Source organism: Pseudomonas sp. Z4-20 (assembly GCF_051131955.1).
Lineage (GTDB): Bacteria > Pseudomonadota > Gammaproteobacteria > Pseudomonadales > Pseudomonadaceae > Aquipseudomonas > Aquipseudomonas marvdashtae.
The window spans coordinates 3,139,848-3,158,058 of record NZ_CP071641.1; the positions used below are offsets into that span (position 1 = coordinate 3,139,848).

21 protein-coding genes and 2 tRNA genes are annotated in these 18,211 nt (G+C 59.4%); 14 read left to right on the top strand and 9 right to left on the bottom strand.

Annotated elements, in window-relative coordinates:
• The first annotated feature begins 15 nt into the window (after window positions 1-15).
• The gene (locus J3P82_RS14180; RefSeq protein ID WP_434557400.1) at window positions 16-189 is read left to right on the top strand and encodes a hypothetical protein; all 174 of its coding nucleotides are present in this window, start codon (window positions 16-18) and stop codon (window positions 187-189) included.
• Window positions 190-203: 14 nt separating this feature from the next.
• Here J3P82_RS14180 and J3P82_RS14185 read toward each other — a convergent pair whose 3' ends face one another.
• The 3 genes from J3P82_RS14185 to J3P82_RS14195 form a co-directional block, all read right to left on the bottom strand.
• On the bottom strand, window positions 204-575 hold the full coding sequence (locus J3P82_RS14185) for a hypothetical protein (RefSeq protein WP_434563831.1): 372 nt from the start codon (window positions 573-575) through the stop codon (window positions 204-206).
• A 173-nt stretch (window positions 576-748) separates the two neighbouring features.
• A complete protein-coding gene (locus J3P82_RS14190) occupies window positions 749-1,090 on the bottom strand; it encodes a hypothetical protein (protein ID WP_434557401.1) in 342 nt (113 codons plus the stop codon).
• A gap of 170 nt (window positions 1,091-1,260) precedes the next feature.
• On the bottom strand, window positions 1,261-2,439 hold the full coding sequence (locus J3P82_RS14195) for a XylR family transcriptional regulator (protein ID WP_434557402.1): 1,179 nt from the start codon (window positions 2,437-2,439) through the stop codon (window positions 1,261-1,263).
• A 155-nt stretch (window positions 2,440-2,594) separates the two neighbouring features.
• On the opposite strand from J3P82_RS14195, the gene xylA reads away from it, so the two are divergent.
• The 6 genes from xylA to leuD all read left to right on the top strand — a co-directional run bounded on the left by xylA (window position 2,595) and on the right by leuD (window position 10,019).
• Window positions 2,595-3,911, top strand: a complete 1,317-nt coding sequence (gene xylA / locus J3P82_RS14200) for a xylose isomerase (RefSeq protein ID WP_434557403.1) — start codon at window positions 2,595-2,597, stop codon at window positions 3,909-3,911.
• A gap of 149 nt (window positions 3,912-4,060) precedes the next feature.
• Window positions 4,061-5,062 (top strand): D-xylose ABC transporter substrate-binding protein, encoded by a 1,002-nt coding sequence (gene xylF / locus J3P82_RS14205; RefSeq protein WP_434557404.1) that lies wholly within the window; start codon window positions 4,061-4,063, stop codon window positions 5,060-5,062.
• Window positions 5,063-5,144: 82 nt separating this feature from the next.
• The gene (gene xylG, locus J3P82_RS14210; RefSeq protein WP_434557405.1) at window positions 5,145-6,701 is read left to right on the top strand and encodes a D-xylose ABC transporter ATP-binding protein; all 1,557 of its coding nucleotides are present in this window, start codon (window positions 5,145-5,147) and stop codon (window positions 6,699-6,701) included.
• Window positions 6,702-7,838: a sugar ABC transporter permease gene (locus tag J3P82_RS14215; RefSeq protein ID WP_434557406.1), complete on the top strand. Its 1,137-nt coding sequence runs from the start codon at window positions 6,702-6,704 to the stop codon at window positions 7,836-7,838.
• 150 nt (window positions 7,839-7,988) lie between these two features.
• Window positions 7,989-9,410: a 3-isopropylmalate dehydratase large subunit gene (gene leuC, locus J3P82_RS14220; protein WP_434557407.1), complete on the top strand. Its 1,422-nt coding sequence runs from the start codon at window positions 7,989-7,991 to the stop codon at window positions 9,408-9,410.
• A 3-nt stretch (window positions 9,411-9,413) separates the two neighbouring features.
• Complete coding sequence (gene leuD, locus J3P82_RS14225) at window positions 9,414-10,019, top strand: 3-isopropylmalate dehydratase small subunit (RefSeq protein WP_434557408.1); 606 nt, start codon at window positions 9,414-9,416, stop codon at window positions 10,017-10,019.
• A gap of 125 nt (window positions 10,020-10,144) precedes the next feature.
• Here the strand turns inward: leuD and J3P82_RS14230 are convergent, their stop codons facing one another.
• Window positions 10,145-10,816 (bottom strand): Bax inhibitor-1/YccA family protein, encoded by a 672-nt coding sequence (locus J3P82_RS14230; protein WP_186609995.1) that lies wholly within the window; start codon window positions 10,814-10,816, stop codon window positions 10,145-10,147.
• 124 nt (window positions 10,817-10,940) lie between these two features.
• Here J3P82_RS14230 and J3P82_RS14235 point away from each other — a divergent pair.
• The 3 genes from J3P82_RS14235 to J3P82_RS14245 all read left to right on the top strand — a co-directional run bounded on the left by J3P82_RS14235 (window position 10,941) and on the right by J3P82_RS14245 (window position 14,036).
• Window positions 10,941-11,028: transfer RNA gene (locus tag J3P82_RS14235), tRNA-Ser, on the top strand.
• Between the two features lie 122 nt (window positions 11,029-11,150).
• Window positions 11,151-12,008, top strand: coding sequence for an SPFH domain-containing protein (locus tag J3P82_RS14240; RefSeq protein WP_434557409.1), 858 nt, complete (start codon window positions 11,151-11,153; stop codon window positions 12,006-12,008).
• Between the two features lie 234 nt (window positions 12,009-12,242).
• A complete protein-coding gene (locus tag J3P82_RS14245; protein WP_434557410.1) occupies window positions 12,243-14,036 on the top strand; it encodes a DAHL domain-containing protein in 1,794 nt (597 codons plus the stop codon).
• 44 nt (window positions 14,037-14,080) lie between these two features.
• On the opposite strand, the gene J3P82_RS14250 is transcribed toward J3P82_RS14245, so the two are convergent.
• Complete coding sequence (locus tag J3P82_RS14250) at window positions 14,081-14,272, bottom strand: DUF2188 domain-containing protein (RefSeq protein WP_434557411.1); 192 nt, start codon at window positions 14,270-14,272, stop codon at window positions 14,081-14,083.
• 102 nt (window positions 14,273-14,374) lie between these two features.
• Window positions 14,375-15,274 (bottom strand): polysaccharide deacetylase family protein, encoded by a 900-nt coding sequence (locus tag J3P82_RS14255; RefSeq protein ID WP_434557412.1) that lies wholly within the window; start codon window positions 15,272-15,274, stop codon window positions 14,375-14,377.
• A gap of 237 nt (window positions 15,275-15,511) precedes the next feature.
• Here J3P82_RS14255 and J3P82_RS14260 point away from each other — a divergent pair, with 237 nt between their 5' ends.
• The 3 genes from J3P82_RS14260 to J3P82_RS14270 all read left to right on the top strand — a co-directional run bounded on the left by J3P82_RS14260 (window position 15,512) and on the right by J3P82_RS14270 (window position 16,736).
• Window positions 15,512-15,766, top strand: coding sequence for a DUF6555 family protein (locus tag J3P82_RS14260; protein ID WP_434557413.1), 255 nt, complete (start codon window positions 15,512-15,514; stop codon window positions 15,764-15,766).
• Window positions 15,767-15,921: 155 nt separating this feature from the next.
• Entirely contained in the window at window positions 15,922-16,152 is a 231-nt protein-coding gene (locus J3P82_RS14265) for a hypothetical protein (RefSeq protein ID WP_186609990.1), read from the top strand.
• A 158-nt stretch (window positions 16,153-16,310) separates the two neighbouring features.
• On the top strand, window positions 16,311-16,736 hold the full coding sequence (locus J3P82_RS14270; protein WP_434557414.1) for a hypothetical protein: 426 nt from the start codon (window positions 16,311-16,313) through the stop codon (window positions 16,734-16,736).
• A gap of 23 nt (window positions 16,737-16,759) precedes the next feature.
• Here the strand turns inward: J3P82_RS14270 and J3P82_RS14275 are convergent, their stop codons facing one another.
• Together J3P82_RS14275 and J3P82_RS14280 are read right to left on the bottom strand one after the other, a co-directional pair.
• On the bottom strand, window positions 16,760-16,987 hold the full coding sequence (locus J3P82_RS14275; protein WP_434557415.1) for a PLD nuclease N-terminal domain-containing protein: 228 nt from the start codon (window positions 16,985-16,987) through the stop codon (window positions 16,760-16,762).
• 92 nt (window positions 16,988-17,079) lie between these two features.
• Entirely contained in the window at window positions 17,080-17,265 is a 186-nt protein-coding gene (locus tag J3P82_RS14280) for a hypothetical protein (protein WP_434557416.1), read from the bottom strand.
• A 247-nt stretch (window positions 17,266-17,512) separates the two neighbouring features.
• Here J3P82_RS14280 and J3P82_RS14285 point away from each other — a divergent pair, with 247 nt between their 5' ends.
• Window positions 17,513-17,875 carry an NUDIX hydrolase gene (locus J3P82_RS14285; protein WP_434557417.1) on the top strand — a complete coding sequence of 121 codons (363 nt, stop codon included), beginning with the start codon at window positions 17,513-17,515 and terminating at the stop codon, window positions 17,873-17,875.
• A gap of 75 nt (window positions 17,876-17,950) precedes the next feature.
• Here the strand turns inward: J3P82_RS14285 and J3P82_RS14290 are convergent.
• A tRNA-Leu gene (locus J3P82_RS14290) sits at window positions 17,951-18,037 on the bottom strand.
• Window positions 18,038-18,211 lie beyond the last annotated feature (174 nt).

Below are 18,211 nucleotides of genomic sequence, written 5' to 3' on the forward strand. Positions count from 1 at the left end.
TAGGCGACACTGGCGGTGAGGCCCTTGATCCAGCAGGCCCAGCCGCACTGGCGAATCGGTCGATTGCAGGCCAACGTATACGCGGCCAATATCGGCTCGGTGAAAGTGCTTCAGCGCTGTGGTCTTGTGTTGGAGCGTTCGAGCCGGGACGAAACCGGGCATGACGATTGGTACGGCCTTTCAATCTAGCTTCAGGGGCCAGTTTATCGAGACCCAAACGGATAATGCTCGATACGACAGGGATAGTCGTTGCCATCGCCTTTGCAGATCCCATCCAGGTAGCGGTATTTGATCCGGACCGTCTGGCCTTTTGCGGGCCATTGCCGGCGCGGCAGCGTGGCTTGGTAGTCTGCGGTTTCCGGGACGAAACCGAGCACCGCGCCCTCCTCCGGACATTCCACGCCGGGCGAGGCCGGACGCGCTTTCAATACCTGGACCTGGAGCTCTGGCGTGGGCCGTTTCACCACTTCGGTGACTTTCAGCTCGAGATCGCAGATCTGCCACGTCGCGGCCTGCACCGGTGCGCCAAGGGCTGCAAGCGTCAAGACGAATGGCATGGTGCGCGCTGGGAGCATTTTCATATCGGTCCTTGTCAGGTGCGGCGACTTTGCGTTCGCCATCCTCTCACAACCGGCACGTACGGTTCCCGTCCACAAAAAAAGCCCCGCGACCGAATGCGGTGCGGGGCAAGGGGATTGGTTGGTTGCGGCCAACCAAAGGAGCACGGTAAAAAGCGTTTACGAACCGGTCAGATGCATTCCTGTGCGGCGCGCTCGAAACTCGACGGCAAGAGATTGGAGGCCAGCAGGTGGCGCTCATAGATGAACACCTTGCCGCCGCTGCCGGCCTTGTAGGCTTCCAGCACGTTGTCCGCCAACACTTTGCTCGGCACGACGATGCGGTAGCTGCGCTGGGTCTGCGAGACCAAAGGGCTCAACGCGCTGCCTTGCAGCTTCGGTACGACGCACTCGGCGTATTGGGCCGGCGTCTTGCTCGTCTGCAAGGTCAGCGTCGGGTCGTTCGGCGCCGAGGCACAGCCCGCCAGCAACAACGGGGAGAACGCCAGGGCAAGCAAAGACAAAGGGCGCATGGGTCGGATCCTGAAAATAAAAGTACGCGGTGGCGTGTTCGATGGCGCTGATTTTCCATTGAATGCCGGCAAAGCAGAACTTGCATTTGGTAATGGTCACTATTACTCCCAGCAATAGTTGTAAGCCGGATAAGGATGACCAGAGCCGTCTGCAGCCCTGTGTCATTGCCTCAATCAGCCTGACGCACCTGGTACTCCCGAGGCGTGCAGCCGAATTCGCGACGGAACACGGTGTGCAGGTACTGCGCCGATTTGAAACCACAGTTCTGGGCAATGTCGGCAATCGGCGAATCGCTGTTTTCCAGTCCGTTGGCGGCGGCGGCCAGTTTGAAACGGAGGATTTCGTCGTGGACGCTGCAGCCCCGCTCCTTGCGAAAATGCGACTCCAGCGATGAGCGCGATATGCCTACATAAGCCGCCACTTGGGCGGTCTTGATGCCCTGGCAGGCGTACTGGCGAATGAACAGCAGTGCCTGCATGACATTAGGGTTGCCCAGCGGTTGATGCAGGCTCGATACCTGCACATTGATCGCATCCGGCGGGACCAGGATCTGCGTGCCGGTGGAGGGCATGCCGTGCAGCATTTGGTGGAGCAGACGTGCGGCGGTTCGGCCCATGGTTTCGGTGCCCTGCACCACCGAACTCAGGGGCACCCGCGTCAGGCTGCGGGTCAACGGGTCGTTGTCGATGCCGATCAGGGCGACTTCTTCCGGCACGGCGATCCCGGCGGTCAGGCAGGCTTGCAGCAACTGTCGGGCCCGGGCGTCGCTGACGGCGATAATACCGATGGGCTTGGGCAGGCTTTGCAGCCAGGCGATCTGCTGTTCGACGGCGCTGTCCCAGAGCGGTGCGCTGGTGCCCATGCCGCGATAGACCTCGGCCGGCAAGCCATCACGCTGGACCAATTGGCGAAACGCCTTTTCCCGCTCCTGGGCCCAGCGATTGGCTTGGGCTTCGGGCAGGCTGAAGCAGGCGAAACGCGTCAACCCAGCCTCGATCAGGTGCTCATAGGCCAGCTTGATCAAGGCGTGGTTATCCGTGGCGACATACGGAATGCCCTTGGGGTAGGCGCGTTCGTCCTGGTACGAGCCCCCCACCGCCACCACCGGCAATTTGATCCCGGCCAGCGCCTCGCCAATCAGCGGGTCGTCGAAGTCTGCAATGATCCCGTCGCCCTGCCAGCGTTCGATCCCTTTCAAGCGACACAGGAAATCTTCCTCGAGGAACAGGTCCCAGGACGCGCGCGTACTGCTCAGGTAGTTGCCGATGCCGCTGATAATGCCGCGATCGTAGATCTTGCTGCCATTGAACAGCAGGGCAATGCGGTGAACGGGCGGGACGGTTTTCATGGTGTGTTCCCTATGCCGATCGACACAGACTAGGCGCGCAAGCGTTGATTCTCAATACTCAAAATCGAACTGTCTGTTGGTGATTTTCATAATCTGCACCGGCAGGGGCGGCGTTAGTATCGGGACACCGCCAAGAACAAAAAGGAAACCGTCCCATGCCGTACTTCCCCGATGTCGAGACGATTCGCTATGAGGGCCCAGGCAGCGACTCACCGCTCGCCTTCCGCCATTACGATGCCGACAAGCTGGTGCTCGGCAAACCCATGCGCGAGCACCTGCGCATGGCCGTCTGCTACTGGCACACCTTTGTCTGGCCAGGGTCCGATGTGTTCGGTGCCGGGACGTTCAAGCGCCCGTGGCAGCATGCCGGGGACCCGCTGGAGCTGGCGATCGGCAAGGCCGAAGCGGCCTTCGAATTTTTCTCCAAGCTGGGCATCGACTACTACTGCTTCCACGACACCGACGTCGCGCCGCAAGGACAATCGCTGAAGGAATACCGCAACCACTTCGCGCAGATGGTCGACCACTTGGAGCGCCATCAGGAACAGACCGGGATCAAGCTGCTCTGGGGCACCGCCAATTGCTTCAGCAACCCCCGCTTCGCCGCAGGCGCCGCCAGCAATCCGAACCCGGAAGTATTTGCCTGCGCCGCCGCCCAGGTGTTCAGCGCCATGAACGCCACCCAGCGCCTCAAAGGCTCGAACTACGTGCTGTGGGGCGGCCGTGAAGGTTACGAAACCCTGCTCAATACCGATTTGAAACGCGAGCGTGAACAGCTGGGTCGTTTCATGCGCATGGTGGTCGACCACAAGCACAAGATCGGCTTCAAGGGCGACCTGCTGATCGAGCCCAAGCCCCAGGAACCGACCAAGCATCAATACGATTACGACAGCGCAACGGTGTTCGGCTTCCTGCAACAATTCGGCCTGGAAAACGAGATCAAGGTCAACATCGAGGCCAACCACGCCACGCTCGCCGGGCACAGTTTCCATCATGAAATCGCCACGGCGGTCTCGCTGGGGATCTTCGGCAGCATCGACGCCAACCGTGGCGATCCGCAGAACGGCTGGGACACCGACCAGTTCCCCAACAGCGTCGAGGAAATGACCCTGGCCACCTATGAAATCCTCAAGGCTGGGGGCTTCGGCAATGGTGGATTCAACTTCGATTCCAAGGTCCGCCGCCAGAGCCTGGACGACATCGACCTGTTCCACGGTCATGTCGCGGCGATGGATGTGCTCGCCCTTTCCCTGGAGCGCGCGGCGGCCATGGTGCAGAACGATCAGTTGCAAGCCTTCAAGGACCAGCGCTACGCCGGCTGGCAGCAGTCATTCGGCAAAGCGGTATTAGCGGGTGATTACAGCCTCGAATCGCTGGCCGAGCACGCCTTTACCAACGACCTGGACCCGCAGGCCGTCAGCGGTCGGCAAGAGATGCTCGAAAACGTCGTCAACCGGTTCATCTACCCCTGACAGTGAATCCGGTTCGCGGGCGCAGCGAGCTTGTTACATTCGCGCGACAAATCTGTGCCCGCAACGCCAAGCAACGCTCTACAGTTCTACCGGCATCACGTTCATCGTCAGGCAGTGTCTTTCAAAAAACAATAAAAGGACGCACCACCATGAAAAGCTTCAAACGTACCCTGCTCGCCGGCGCATTGGCCCTGCTATCGCTCCCGGTCATGGCCGACGCCACCCACCCGAAAATCGGTTTCTCCATCGACGACCTGCGCCTGGAGCGGTGGTCCCGGGACCGTGACTACTTCGTCGCGGCGGCGGAAAAACTCGACGCCAAAGTCTTCGTGCAATCGGCGGACGCCAACGAGCAAAAGCAGATTTCCCAGATCGAAAACCTGATTTCCCGTGGCGTCGACGTGATCGTCATCGTGCCGTTCAACGCCACCGTGCTGACCAACGCCGTCGCCGAAGCCAAGAAGGCCGGGATCAAAGTGGTGTCCTATGATCGGCTGATCCTCAACGCCGATATCGACGCCTACATTTCCTTCGATAACGAAAAGGTTGGCGAGATGCAGGCCAGCGGTGTGCTGAAGGCAGCGCCCAAGGGCAACTATTTCCTGCTGGGCGGCGCGCCCACGGACAACAATGCCAAGATTCTCCGCGAGGGCCAGATGAAGGTCCTGCAGCCGGCCATCGACAAGGGCGACATCAAGATTGTCGGCCAGCAATGGGTGAAGGAATGGAACCCCACCGAAGCCCTGAGCATCGTTGAAAACGCCCTGACCCGGAACAACAACAAGATCGATGGCATCGTCGCCTCCAATGACGCCACCGCCGGCGGCGCCATCCAGGCCTTGGCCGCGCAAAAATTGGCCGGCAAGGTGCCGATCTCGGGCCAGGACGCCGACCTGGCGGCGGTCAAGCGCGTCATCGATGGCACGCAGACCATGACTGTCTACAAACCGCTGAAATTGATCGCCTCCGAAGCGGCCAAGCTCTCGGTTCAACTGGCGCGCAACGAAAAACCCACCTACAGCTCGCAGTACGATAATGGCAACAAAAAAGTCGACACCATCCTGCTCACTCCCACCGCGCTGACCAAGGACAACATCGACCTGCTCGAAAAGGACGGGTTCTATACCAAGGCACAGATCGCCGGACAATGACCTGAGCGCCCTCCCCGCGGGCCCCATATCCGTCCCGCGGGGTTGTCGTTGATGTGTGAGCCCTTTTTTACGAGCCCTCGCCATGTCCGAATACCTGTTGCAAATGAACGGCATCGTTAAGACTTTCGACGGTGTCAAAGCCCTCAATGGCATCGACATCAAGGTCAAGCCAGGTGAATGCGTCGGCCTCTGCGGCGAGAACGGCGCGGGCAAATCCACCCTGATGAAAGTCCTGTCGGCGGTCTATCCCTACGGCACCTGGCAAGGTGAGATCCTCTGGGACGGCCAGCCGCTCAAAGCCCAATCGATCAGCGACACCGAAGCCGCCGGGATCGTCATCATCCATCAGGAACTGACCTTGGTTCCCGACCTGTCGGTGGCCGAAAACATCTTCATGGGCCACGAGTTGACGCTGCCCGGCGGGCGCATGAATTACCCGGCGATGATCCATCGCGCCGAAGCCCTGATGCGCGAACTCAAAGTGCCGGACATGAATGTCTCGCTGCCGGTTTCGCAGTACGGCGGTGGCTACCAGCAACTGGTGGAAATCGCCAAGGCGTTGAACAAACAGGCGCGCCTGTTGATTCTCGACGAGCCCTCCTCGGCTTTGACCCGCTCGGAAATCGACGTGCTGCTGGACATCATCCGCGACCTCAAGGCCAAGGGAGTTGCCTGCGTCTATATTTCCCACAAGCTCGATGAAGTGGCCGCCGTGTGCGACACCATTTCAGTGATTCGCGACGGCAAACACATCGCAACCACGGCCATGGCTGACATGGACATCCCGAAGATCATCACCCAAATGGTCGGGCGGGAAATGAGCAACCTCTACCCCACCGAACCCCATGAGGTGGGCGAGGTGATTTTCGAAGCGCGCCACATCACCTGCTACGACGTCGACAATCCCAGGCGCAAACGCGTCGACGATATTTCGTTCGAGCTCAAGCGCGGGGAGATCCTCGGCATCGCCGGGCTGGTAGGCGCCGGCCGCACGGAACTGGTGTCGGCGCTGTTCGGCGCCTACCCGGGTCGTCATGAAGGCGAAGTCTGGCTGGACGGCCAACCCATCGACACCGGCACGCCACTCAAGTCCATCCGCGCCGGCCTGTGCATGGTCCCCGAAGACCGCAAGCGCCAAGGCATCATTCCGGACCTGGGCGTCGGCCAGAACATCACCCTGGCCGTGCTGGACAACTACTCGAAACTGACCCGTATCGACGCCGAGGCCGAGCTGGGCAGCATCGACCGGGAAATCTCGCGCATGCACCTGAAGACCGCGACCCCGTTTTTACCGATCACCAGCCTTTCCGGGGGCAACCAGCAGAAAGCCGTGCTGGCGAAGATGCTCCTGACCAAGCCCAGGGTGTTGATTCTCGACGAGCCAACCCGCGGCGTGGATGTCGGTGCCAAGTACGAAATCTACAAGCTGATGGGCGCGCTGGCGGCCGACGGTGTGTCAATCATCATGGTGTCCTCGGAGCTGGCCGAAGTGCTGGGGATTTCCGATCGCGTGCTGGTGATCGGCGAAGGCCAGCTGCGCGGCGATTTCATCAATCAGCAATTGACCCAGGAACAGGTGCTCGCTGCCGCGCTCAGCCATCCCGAAGACCCTCACAACAATGATCGGAAGTCCGCGTAGATGAACCAGGTCAAACAACTGTTCACCCGCTACAAAATGCTTGCCCTGGTGATTGCCGTGGCGATTATCTGGCTATTCTTCAGTTGGCAAACCGACGGTGGTTTCCTGACCCCGCGCAACCTCTCGAACCTGCTGCGGCAGATGTCCATCACCGGCATCCTGGCCTGCGGCATGGTGCTGGTGATCATCAGCGGCGAGATCGATCTTTCGGTGGGCTCGTTGCTGGGCCTGTTGGGCGGGCTGGCAGCGATTCTCGACGTGGTCTACCACATTCCGCTGCTGGCGAACCTCAGCGTGGTCGCCCTGTGCGGACTGGTCATTGGCCTGGCCAACGGCTACATGACCGCCTACCTGCGCATCCCCTCCTTCATCGTGGGTCTGGGCGGCATGCTGGCGTTTCGCGGCATTCTGCTGGGCATCACCGGTGGCACCACCATCGCCCCGGTGTCGCCGGAGCTGGTTTATGTCGGCCAGGGTTACTTGCCCCACGCGGTCGGCACGGGACTTGGCGTGCTGTTGTTCGCTCTGACGCTGTTTCTGACCTGGAAGCAGCGGCGCAATCGTGCCCTTCACGGCCTCGCGGCGCATTCTCTGGCGCGGGACGTGGTGCGGGTGGTGTTGATTGGCGCGGTGCTGGCCGGGTTCGTCTACACGCTCAACAGCTATGACGGGATTCCGGTTCCGGTGTTGCTGCTGCTGATCCTGCTCGGCGTGTTCAGCTACGTGACCAGCCAGACCGTCTTCGGCCGGCGCGTCTATTCGGTGGGCAGCAACATGGAGGCCACGCGCCTGTCGGGCATCAACGTGCAGGCGGTGAAACTGTGGATCTTCGGCATCATGGGCGTGATGTGCGCCCTCGCCGGCATGGTCAACACGGCGCGCCTGGCCGCCGGCTCACCGTCGGCCGGCAACATGGGCGAACTGGACGCCATCGCCGCCTGCTTCATCGGCGGCACTTCCATGCGCGGCGGCTCCGGTACGGTCTACGGAGCACTCCTCGGCGCATTGGTCATCACCAGCCTGGACAACGGCATGTCGATGCTCGACGTCGACAGCTACTGGCAGATGATCGTCAAAGGCAGCATCTTGGTCTTGGCCGTGTGGGTGGACGTCAGCACCCGCACCGGCAGGCGCTGATCACTTCACCTCGGGGCGGCCTGCCCGCCGCCCCTGCCGGATGATTGATCACGACTCGTGTGCAACGCCTTCACTTTAGCGCTCTTGATGCCGCCTTGATGGTGAATATGCTGTTCGCAGGCAAGCCCCGCCAAGACAAGAAGCGCTCGTATGAACAGCCCGAGAACCCTCTATCAGAAACACATCGACAGCCATACCGTCTGCCCGCTGGATGACCAGGGTCATGTGCTGCTCTACATCGACCGCCAAGTCGCGAACGAGTACACCAGCCCGCAAGCCTTCAGCGGCCTGCGCGAAACCCGCCGCAGCGTCTGGCGGCCGAGCGCAACCCTTGCGGTGGTCGACCACGTCAACCCGACGACGCCCCAGCGCATCGCGACCATGCCGGATGCCGGCGGTGCCCGGCAGGTGTCGTACTTCGCCGAAAACTGTCGCGACTTCGGCATTGAGCTGTTCGATGTACTCGACAAACGCCAAGGCATCGAGCACGTCGTGGCCCCCGAGCAAGGCTTTATCCTGCCGGGCATGGTCGTCGCCGCCGGCGATAGCCATACCACCACCTATGGCGCATTGGGCGCGTTCGGTTTTGGCATCGGCACCTCTGAAATAGAACACTTGCTGGCAACGCAGACACTGGTCTACAAGCGCTTGAAAACCCTGCGCGTCCTAGTGAATGGCGAGCTCGGGGCGGGAGTCACCGCCAAGGACATCATCATGGCCCTGATTGAACAGATCGGCGCCTCCGGTGCCACCGGATATGCCATCGAATTCGCGGGCCCGGCCATCACTGCCCTGAGCGTCGAAGCCAGGATGACCATTTGCAACATGGCCGTTGAAGCCGGAGCCCGAGGCGCCTTCATGGCCCCGGATGACAAAGTCTTCGCCTACCTGCAAGCCAAGCCCCGGGCTCCCCAGGGCGAATTGTGGGAACGGGCCGTGGCCAAGTGGCGAGCATTGCACAGCGATGAAGGCGCGCTGTTCGATCGGGAAGTAACACTCGATGTCAATGCGCTGGAACCCATGGTGACTTGGGGCACCAGCCCCGACCAGGCGTTGCCGGTAGGCGCGCGCGTGCCGGACCCATCGACGCAGCTCGACCCCATCCTGCGCCAGGGCATGCAAAGGGCGCTGGACTACATGGGCTTGACACCAGGGATGCTGCTCAATGAGGTCGTCATCAGCCATGCGTTCATCGGCTCCTGCACCAATGCGCGTATCGAAGATTTGCGCGATGCGGCACGTGTCGTACGCGGCAAGCGCGTGGCGGCCCATGTGCGCGCAATGATCGTGCCCGGCTCCACGGCCGTGCGTGACCAGGCCGAAGAAGAGGGACTGGCCGGGATCTTCCGCGACGCCGGTTTCGAATGGCGCCAGTCGGGTTGCTCGATGTGCCTGGCGATGAACGACGACGTACTCGCACCAGGGGATCGCTGCGCGTCCAGCACCAATCGCAACTTTGAAGGACGCCAGGGCGCAGGCGCGCGCACCCACCTGATGAGCCCGGCCATGGTCGCTGCCGCGGCGATAACCGGCCATCTGACTGACGTTCGTTCACTGCTCGCGGAGGCTTGAAGCATGCAACCTTTTGACACCGTCGCTGGCATCGCCGCCCCACTGCTGCCTGCCAACATCGACACTGACGTGATCATGCCCAAGCAGTTTCTCAAGGGCATCGACCGCCAAGGGCTGGACACTGGCCTGTTTTTCGACCTGAGATGGCTGGAGCCTGGCGTTCCCAATCCTGAGTTCGTCCTCAATAGAACCGGCTGGCGTGGGGCAACGTTCCTGGTGGTGGGCGACAATTTTGGCTGCGGCTCGAGCCGGGAGCACGCTGTGTGGGGGTTGCAGCAGATGGGCATTCGGGCGCTGATCGGTACGAGCTTCGCGGGGATCTTCTACGACAATTGCCAGCGAAACGGGGTACTGCTGATTGAGCTTCCCGAGACTCGGTGGAAGAAAGTCGCGGACGTTATCAGCCAGGCCGGAACGGCGCATATCAACGTCAATTTGCCTGGGCAGTGCATTGAACTAGCGGACGGTACTGTCGTTGCGTTCGAGATCGACGGACTGCGCAAGCAATCGTTGCTGCTCGGGTTGGATGCCATTGGTGCCACACTTCAACGCGCGCAACAGATTCGCCGCTTTGAGAGTCAGCACTTGGCGCAAAACCCCTGGTTGTGATGGTTCTCTTGCCGATCCCGCAATAAACCCGAGAAAAAGGCGCAAAAAAAACGGCGCCCTCCCTTTCAGGAGAGGCGCCGTTTCTCACGTCAACAGCTCACACCGAAGCAGACGCTCCAGCAATATCAGTCATCGCGACCCATCAGGCCAAACAGCTGCAACAAGCTGACAAACAGGTTGTAGATCGACACATACAGGCTAACGGTCGCCATGATGTAGTTGCGCTCGCCGCCATGGATGATGGCGCTGGTCTGGTACAGGATGCAGACCGACGAGAACAGCACGAAGCCGGCGCTGATTGCCAGTTGGAGGCCGCTGATCTGGAAGAAGAAGCTAGCCACCACCGCGCCCAGCAACACGAAGAAACCGGCGGTGATGAAACCGCTCAGGAAACTCATGTCCTTGCGGGAGATCAGCACGTAGGCCGACAGGCCGCCGAATACCAGGGCTGTCATCGCGAAAGCCGAGCTGACTACTTCAGCGCCGCCTTGCATGCCCAGGTAACGGTTGAGGATCGGGCCGAGCAAGAAGCCCATGAAACCGGTCAGGGCAAACGCCGAAACCAGGCCCCAGGCCGAGTCGCGGAGCTTGTTGGTAAGGAAGAATAGGCCGTAGAAACCGATCAGCACGACGAAGATGTTCGGGTAACCGACACGCATCTGTTGTGCGACGAAGGCCATCACACCGCTGAAAGCGAGCGTGAGTGCCAGCAGGCCATAAGTGTTGCGCAGGACGCGGCTAACCTCTAGCTGCTCAGCCTGCACGCTGTTGTTCACTGCGTAATCCTGTTCGCGCATGGCGACACTCCTCCGGTTTTGAAACATTCAGTGGCATGGATCATAACAGACGCTCTGTAACAAGCTACGTAGAGAGTTTGACAGTGTGTTTCATTCGGGTATTATGGCGCCCGCAACGCAATACGGAGGTGTGGCCGAGTGGTTTAAGGCAACGGTCTTGAAAACCGTCGACTGTAACAGGTCCATGAGTTCGAATCCCATCGCCTCCGCCATCTTCTAACGTTAGAGCCCTGAATTTTCAGGGCTTTTTCGTGTCTGGCGTTTGAAAAAACAGTGACGGTCTTCACAAAGGAAACAGTGCATGCCACCTCCAACCCCACTCAAGGAAAGTAAAGTGAACAGCAAAACCATCGGTTCGATCGCCGCTGCAATTCTCGGCGTGGTCCTGTTATGCGTGTTCTATGGCAGTTGGTACACCGTTGATGAGACCGAGCGCGGCGTGCTCTTGCGCAACGGAGCCCTGGTCGGCGTGGTTGAGCCGGGTTTGTCGTTCAAGATGCCGTTTATCGAGTCGGTCCGCTTGATCAGCACGCAAAGCCAGGTCACCGCCTACAATGACCTGCAGGCGTACAGCAAGGACCAGCAATCCGCCGAGCTCAAGGTGTCGGTGTCCTGGCACATCGCGCCTTCCGATGTGGCCAAGGTCTATACCCAGTTCAAGGACCTCGAAGGCATTCGGGACCGGATGATCAGCCGACAGGTGCCGACCCAGGTCGAGAACGTGTTTGGCAAGTTCAACGCTGTCGCGGCAGTGCAGAACCGCGTTCAGTTGGTCAACGATATTTCGGCGGCAATCAAGGCGACGATTACCGGACCGGTGATCATCGACAGCGTCCAGGTCGAGAACATCGATTTCAGCGATGCCTACGAAAAAGCCATCGAAGCGCGCATGGCGGCGGAAGTCCAGGTCAAGACCCGTGAGCAACAGCTCGCCACCGAGCAGGTCCAGGCGCAGATCCGCGTGACCCAGGCCCAGGCGGAAGCCGATTCGCAGGTTGCCCAGGCCAAGGCAGATGCCCTCGCAACTGAATTGCGCGGCAGGGCCGAGGCCGAAGCGATCAAGGCTCGCGCCCAGGCGCTGGCCAGTAACCAGAACCTGGTGGAACTGACCAAGGCCGAGCGCTGGAACGGCGAGTTGCCCACCACCATGTTGCCCAACACCGCCCTGCCTTTCATCGATCTCAACAAATAGGTCCATCGGCGCGGTCCGTCCTGGCCGCGCCTCCCCCGCACGACAACTGCCGAACAAAGCGCCGCCCCGCCTCGTTGACGCTACACTTCGTTCAATGAGGAACCCAATGTTCGTCGTTGGCAGGGAATTCAACGTGTACCCAGGCAAAACCCCCGCGCAGCCTTTCGCCCTGATCATTTCCACGTTGCAGAATCGAGCACGTGCTTCGGTCTCCATCGTGAACAGGAGAAACGCGTGACCATTCTCTTCAGAAAATACAAATGGCCCGCCTTGTTGGCCGTAGCGCTGATTGTTTTCTCGGCGTTGATTTTCTTTTTAATAAAGTCCTACACCTACGACACATCGACTTACTTCGAGTCGCGCGACTTCATTCGTCAACTTAAACAAGCCGACGCGAACTGGAACGTAAAAATCCTTCGGAAAAAAATAGGCGTCAACAACAACCTTTCGCTCACCCCGCCGCCCGACGCGCAAAGTCGATGGGAGCAATTGGAACGACTGAACCACTCCGGTCCGCTGGCAACGCTGTGGGCGTCAAGGCGCCAGGGCTACGTGGATGCGGTCAAGAACAAGAGCCTGTTGGTGGCGCAATTCGAGCAACACAATGCCAACTTGCGTACGTCGTTGGACGCACTACCGACGGTTGAGGATCAAATACAAACCTTGCTGCAGGAGATGAAAGCCGACGGGGACATTGCCCGTTTGACGGCCGCCTCCAATGTCCTCGACCTGGCGTTGACGACTTTGGAATACGCCCTCTACGTCACGTCGGACAAAGCGGCGGAAGTACAAGACCGGTTAAATGAACTCGAACAACACATTGATTCGTTGCCCGCCGCCTCTCGCCCGACCTTTATCGCCCTGATACAGCACGTCAAGACCATCATTCAAGAGCAGCCGTTGGTCAACGACCTGCTGGATCGCATCAGCGTCATACCCGTAGCCCAGGAACTGGACAGCATCAATGAGCTATTGAACGAAACGCAACGCCGGACGGCCGCGACAGACCGGCAGTACCATATGTACCTGGCCATCTGCGCCAGCCTGATGGCGCTGTTGATGATTTACCTCGCCGTGCGGCTGGTGCGCAGCTATTCGGTGATCAATCAGATCAACCATGAGCTGCAGGCTTCCAACGACAACCTCGAAGAGCGCGTGCAAGCGCGTACGCAGGAGCTGAAAGAGGCCGAGCGCGAGTTGGTGGATGCCGCGCGCATGGCGGGCATGGCCGAGATCGCGACGAACGTCTTGCACAACGTCGGCAACGTGCTCAACAGCGTGAATATTTCAGCGGAGCTGGTGACCCGCAAGTTGAAGAACAGCAAGACGCAGGGATTGGGGCGAGCTGTCAGGATGATGAACGAACATACCCAGGATCTGGGCCAGTTCATCACCGAGGACGAAAAAGGCAAGCTGTTGCCCCGCTACTTCAATGAACTGGCCGACTCCGTTGCCGCCGAACAGGCGCTGCTCATTGAAGAGCTGGCGCAACTGACCAGAAGCATTGATCACATCAAGGAAATCGTCACGACCCAGCAAACCTACGCCGGGGCCGCCAGGCTGATCGAGCCGCTGAATATCGCCGAGCTGTTCGAAGATGCATTGCGCATGAATTCGGGCGCGCTGAGCAGGCACCATGTCACCGTCATCAAGGATTATCAGGACACACCGGTGATGCTGGGCGACAAGCACCGGTTGCTGCTGATCCTGATCAATTTGATCAGCAATGCCAAGTTCGCCATGTCCCATATCGAACCGCCTAGGGAAATGGTCTTGGGCATTCGTATCGTCGAGCCGGCAACCTTATGTTTGACCGTCAAGGATCGTGGCGAAGGCATCGCGCCTGAGCACCTGGCCAGGATCTTCAATCACGGGTTCACGACCCGCAAGAACGGCCACGGATTCGGCTTGCACAGTTGCGCTTTAGCGGCGGTCGAGATGAACGGCCGCCTTCATGTCCACAGTGACGGGCCTGGGCAAGGCGCGGTGTTCACCCTGGAAATTCCGCTGGAACTGGCGGTTTCCTGATCCGATAGGCAGCGCGGCGGGTTTGACTGCCCGCCGCGCTTCGCCTACCGAGTGTTGCCTGGCTGGACGCTACGGCGCCTCCTGGCCGGCAACGCGACGGCATAGGCCAGCGCTTCCTCGCGCGAAGCGAAGGAGCCCAACCGGTCGGCCTGGGTACAAACCCGCCACGGGCCGCTGTTTACGCTGAGTACGTCATAACCATTGATGTGCATTTTCGTCAGCATCGCAGTACTCATGATTCTCACCTCCTGGAAAAACAGGTTACGGCGTCTACATTACTCCCGGTTTTCGGCCCGGCGCCTACCGAATGTCGCGCCGTGTCCAACCAGGAAAAACCATCAATGGGCGTCCGAATCCCATAGCCAGTCCCACAAACCGGGTAGATGCACGGGCTGGGAGGTATTCTGGACCGTGCGCGCCATCGCAGCGCGCTCAAGGGCCTGGCTGTCGTCATAAAAAGGCTTGGCGGCCGTCTTCAGGCCGGTTTCGCGGGCGCTGTCGAGCAGAATCTGCAGGTACTCGCGGGCGTGGCGAGCGGTATAGCGATTGAGGTCATGGAAGGTCACCACGACCGGTATCACCCCGTCCACGGCCGGTAGTTGCCCGGCAGCGATACGCTCACGCACTTCGGAGAGCTGGCGTGTCAGGCTCATCCGTCGCCGCGGACTCAGGGTGATGCCCCAGACTTTTCCATCGTTGGCACTCAAGTCCGTCAGCAATACGTGCATGCCGTGCCGCTGATAGGCCGCGAAGGTGCGCCTGTCATAGCTCCAGAACGGTGGCCTCACCAGGCTGGGCGGCGCGCCGGTCACTGCGGCAATATCGTTTGCGCCGTTGACGAGCGACTGCTCCAGTTCGTCAGGATTCAGGAATCGATGATTGGTGTGCCAATGGGTTGCCGTATGTAAGCCCAGCAGGTGCCCTTCCCTCTGCTCACGATGCATGACCGAACGGCCGATGTCGCTGCCTCCGGCTCGCGGCGCACGCGTCTGGACAAAAAATACAGCCTTGATCCCTGGCTGCACCGGGTTATGTGCAAGGGCCTCCAACACATCCAGGCTAGGATTCCAGAACGACGATGCGCTGGGACCGTCGTCAAAGGTCAACAGGAAACGGATCGGAGGTTGAGCGCGCAAGCGTTGCTCGGTGTTCGGAGTCAGTTCGACCGGTGATCCAATGCATCCCGACAAACCACTGGCAATGAACATCATGACCAGCGCCCCGACGATATTCTTCATGTTTTGCCTTTATTCAGTGCCGCAATGCATTGCCTTCGATCCCTGGCACCTTGTTTTGAAGCTCACCTTGGAGAAGGTTAACCGGGTTTGGTTCCGCACCGTGAGCACTGTCGTTCCAGGCCATGCGGCGCAAGCTGGCCAAAGGCCTGCGCGGGGCTTTTTCGACCGTCTGGAAATCCGATGGAATTTTCCGAACGCCTCCGTATCCATCCGTATAGGATCAATTAGGGAGGATTTATGGGCGGTCCATCGCTTTACATCATCGACTACATGCTCCATGGCGAGCCCAAGTCTTTCATCATTCGCGCAGACTTGATGAATAACTCCGAAGCTTGGCATTGGGCCAGTTGCGACGCGGGTGTTGGGCGCATACCCAAATTCGGCAGGGAAAAGGTCAAGCGGGTATCAAAACCCATGGCGGAAAAATACGGTATTACCGATGTGCGCTGGCGAGTCTCCGTCGCGCCCTCGTGGATAAAGGAGTCCGGCTGAAACGGATATGACAGACTCTGGCGCGCCGACTGTCCAGTCGCGTGCCGGATGTCCCACAGACCAGTAATAACTCAACTACGCTTTATTGCAGCATTACCCGTCACTACCGATGGGTTTTGTGCTGCCTGATCCTCAACCTTGAATGGAGGTGTGACATGTCCGAAAAAGAGTCCATCACCACCCTGCTCACTTTGCTGGAATCGCGCCAGGCTCGGCTGACCGCAGCCTGCAAAGAAATCGCCGACTGGGTCGACCACCAGGGTGGCCACCCCGCCGCGGTCCGTATCCGCGATCGCCTCAACGACATCGAGAAAGACGCCCCTTCGATCCAGAGCGCATTGTCATCGTTGAAGCCCTCGGAGCCACCGCTACCCAAATTTCGGTAGCGCCAGGCTTCATTAACGCCAGGCTGCGTTGATGACTGTTGCCTGACAGATTCCCCCCTACGGTCTACCGGTTGAAAAACCGATGGAACAAGGACCGTTCTTTGCGCCTCGATATTGATAGGTATGGCTGCAAAGAAACGTCGAAAGGGAGAATCATCATGAATGCCAAAGTCCTGCTGCTGATCGCCTGCGCAGTCCCCTCCACGGTCATGGCCCAAGGATGTGACGTCACTACCCGGTCCCAGAGCCAAGCGGTAGCGCAAGTCGAAACCCGCAGTTGTTATGAATATCAAGGCGTGCCCGCCGAGGCCATCGGCTGGTCCTGCAGCAACGAAAGCAAGGGAACCCTGAGCACCGAAAAGAAACCGGTCGAGCGCTGCGCCGAAGGCTATGTGGCGACCTGCAAGGCCAGGCTTACCCAGGAAGCCTTGGCCAATCCCCATTCAACCAGCAAGGATCGCAGCGGTGGGTCGGCCAACCTTCCGGACAATGCGCAAGTCATCCGGTACTACTATGGCGCACATCAGCTTCAGCAAGCGCAAAAGGACTGCGAAACCACCGGCGGCCAGTGGAAAAACCGCTGACCGGGTGGCTCGCATAGGCTGCGTCAGCCCTTGCTGTGCTCGGGCGATGAAGGCGGGTTCTTCATGCCTCGCGGCCCCGCCACGCCCCAGACAATCAAGCCCAGCACAGGCACGATGATCAACAGCAGCGCCCAGCCTGCCTTGGTACCGGCCGATTTATCGCTCCGGAAGACGCTGACAATCGCCCACAAATCCACGAGCAACAGCAGCACCGCAACGGCGATCCAGAAATAACTGGCTAATTCAGACATGTCCTAATCCTCTTGTCAGTCTATGGATTAGGCATGGCCACCGAGGGTCCGTTCAAAGAATCTGCTTAACCGGTGGCGTGACAGCCGTGCAGCTACTCGCGTTCGTTCAGATAGGCGACCCATTGCTCATAGGCCTCATGTTGACGCCGGACTGCCTCGTCCCAGGCATTCCCGGACATTTGATGGATACAGATCAGCGTCATCATTTCTGATGTGGCGGTATCGAGCTCAACTAAAAGCTCGTGGGATTTGATCTTGAAATCTTCAACGGTGGTCATTCTGCTCGTTCCCCCATTCACCGGGACCGGTTCGTCCACCCAACATTGATGCGTTTTTTCCAAGCTGATTCATTTTTGGCGATGACCGGTCGCTCAAGCGTACCGCTGGCGAAATGGATGCAGTCTTTGCCGTGGGCTCGCGGTCCCACAGGTATCAGCAAAATAAATTTTGAACACACCGAGCGCGCAAGGCTCAAATATTGCAGTTATATTGCAATTTAATGACAGTCGGTGAGTGGGCAAGGCTATGAAAATTCGAGCGACCGTCATCTGCGAAGAAGACCGCCATATCCTGCTGGTGCGCAAACCCAAGAGCCGCTGGGCCCTGCCGGGTGGCACTGTCGAGCGCGGCGAAAGCCATGCCGACGCAGCCCTGAGAGAGCTGGCGGAGGAAACCGGGCTGAGCGCCGAGAACCTTCTCTACTTGATGCGGCTCAACGAAGGCGGCACCGAGCATCACGTGTTCGAAGCTTCAATCAACGACTCGAAGGCAGCCCGGCCACAGAACGAAATCTGCGACTGCCTCTGGCATCCGCTGGATGCCATTGCCCAGTTGCAGATGAAAAAGGGTACGCGGGAGATACTGGAGGCGTTTCGGCGCAGGTTGTGATCGGTGGCTGGAGACTTTCAGCGGAGCAAACAAAAAGGGTTGCATGAGGAATATCATGCAACCCTTTGTTTTGTATGGTGCCCGAAGCCGGAATCGAACCGGCACGCCCTTACGAGCGGGGGATTTTAAGTCCCATGCGTCTACCAGTTTCGCCATTCGGGCGGTAGCGCGGCCAAGCCGTGTGAAACTGGCAGATGTATGCATCTGCCAGGATCGAGCCTGGTGCAACAGAGGGGGAAATATATACATCCCTCCCCGGTGAAGCAAGGATGCCCTTGCCCTTTTAAAGACAAAACCTTTCACTGCTTGGTGAATAAAAAAAGCTCTGTAGATCAT

Bases quoted from the DNA above. Each gene is read 5' to 3' on its own strand.
- J3P82_RS14185 (WP_434563831.1), bottom strand. From the start codon at position 575: ATGCTCCCAGCGCGCACCATGCCATTCGTCTTGACGCTTGCAGCCCTT.
- J3P82_RS14190 (WP_434557401.1), bottom strand. From the start codon at position 1,090: ATGCGCCCTTTGTCTTTGCTTGCCCTGGCGTTCTCCCCGTTGTTGCTG.
- J3P82_RS14195 (WP_434557402.1), bottom strand. From the start codon at position 2,439: ATGAAAACCGTCCCGCCCGTTCACCGCATTGCCCTGCTGTTCAATGGC.
- xylA (WP_434557403.1), top strand. From the start codon at position 2,595: ATGCCGTACTTCCCCGATGTCGAGACGATTCGCTATGAGGGCCCAGGC.
- xylF (WP_434557404.1), top strand. From the start codon at position 4,061: ATGAAAAGCTTCAAACGTACCCTGCTCGCCGGCGCATTGGCCCTGCTA.
- xylG (WP_434557405.1), top strand. From the start codon at position 5,145: ATGTCCGAATACCTGTTGCAAATGAACGGCATCGTTAAGACTTTCGAC.
- J3P82_RS14215 (WP_434557406.1), top strand. From the start codon at position 6,702: ATGAACCAGGTCAAACAACTGTTCACCCGCTACAAAATGCTTGCCCTG.
- leuC (WP_434557407.1), top strand. From the start codon at position 7,989: ATGAACAGCCCGAGAACCCTCTATCAGAAACACATCGACAGCCATACC.
- leuD (WP_434557408.1), top strand. From the start codon at position 9,414: ATGCAACCTTTTGACACCGTCGCTGGCATCGCCGCCCCACTGCTGCCT.
- J3P82_RS14230 (WP_186609995.1), bottom strand. From the start codon at position 10,816: ATGCGCGAACAGGATTACGCAGTGAACAACAGCGTGCAGGCTGAGCAG.
- J3P82_RS14250 (WP_434557411.1), bottom strand. From the start codon at position 14,272: ATGAGTACTGCGATGCTGACGAAAATGCACATCAATGGTTATGACGTA.
- J3P82_RS14255 (WP_434557412.1), bottom strand. From the start codon at position 15,274: ATGAAGAATATCGTCGGGGCGCTGGTCATGATGTTCATTGCCAGTGGT.
- J3P82_RS14260 (WP_434557413.1), top strand. From the start codon at position 15,512: ATGGGCGGTCCATCGCTTTACATCATCGACTACATGCTCCATGGCGAG.
- J3P82_RS14265 (WP_186609990.1), top strand. From the start codon at position 15,922: ATGTCCGAAAAAGAGTCCATCACCACCCTGCTCACTTTGCTGGAATCG.
- J3P82_RS14270 (WP_434557414.1), top strand. From the start codon at position 16,311: ATGAATGCCAAAGTCCTGCTGCTGATCGCCTGCGCAGTCCCCTCCACG.
- J3P82_RS14275 (WP_434557415.1), bottom strand. From the start codon at position 16,987: ATGTCTGAATTAGCCAGTTATTTCTGGATCGCCGTTGCGGTGCTGCTG.
- J3P82_RS14280 (WP_434557416.1), bottom strand. From the start codon at position 17,265: ATGACCACCGTTGAAGATTTCAAGATCAAATCCCACGAGCTTTTAGTT.
- J3P82_RS14285 (WP_434557417.1), top strand. From the start codon at position 17,513: ATGAAAATTCGAGCGACCGTCATCTGCGAAGAAGACCGCCATATCCTG.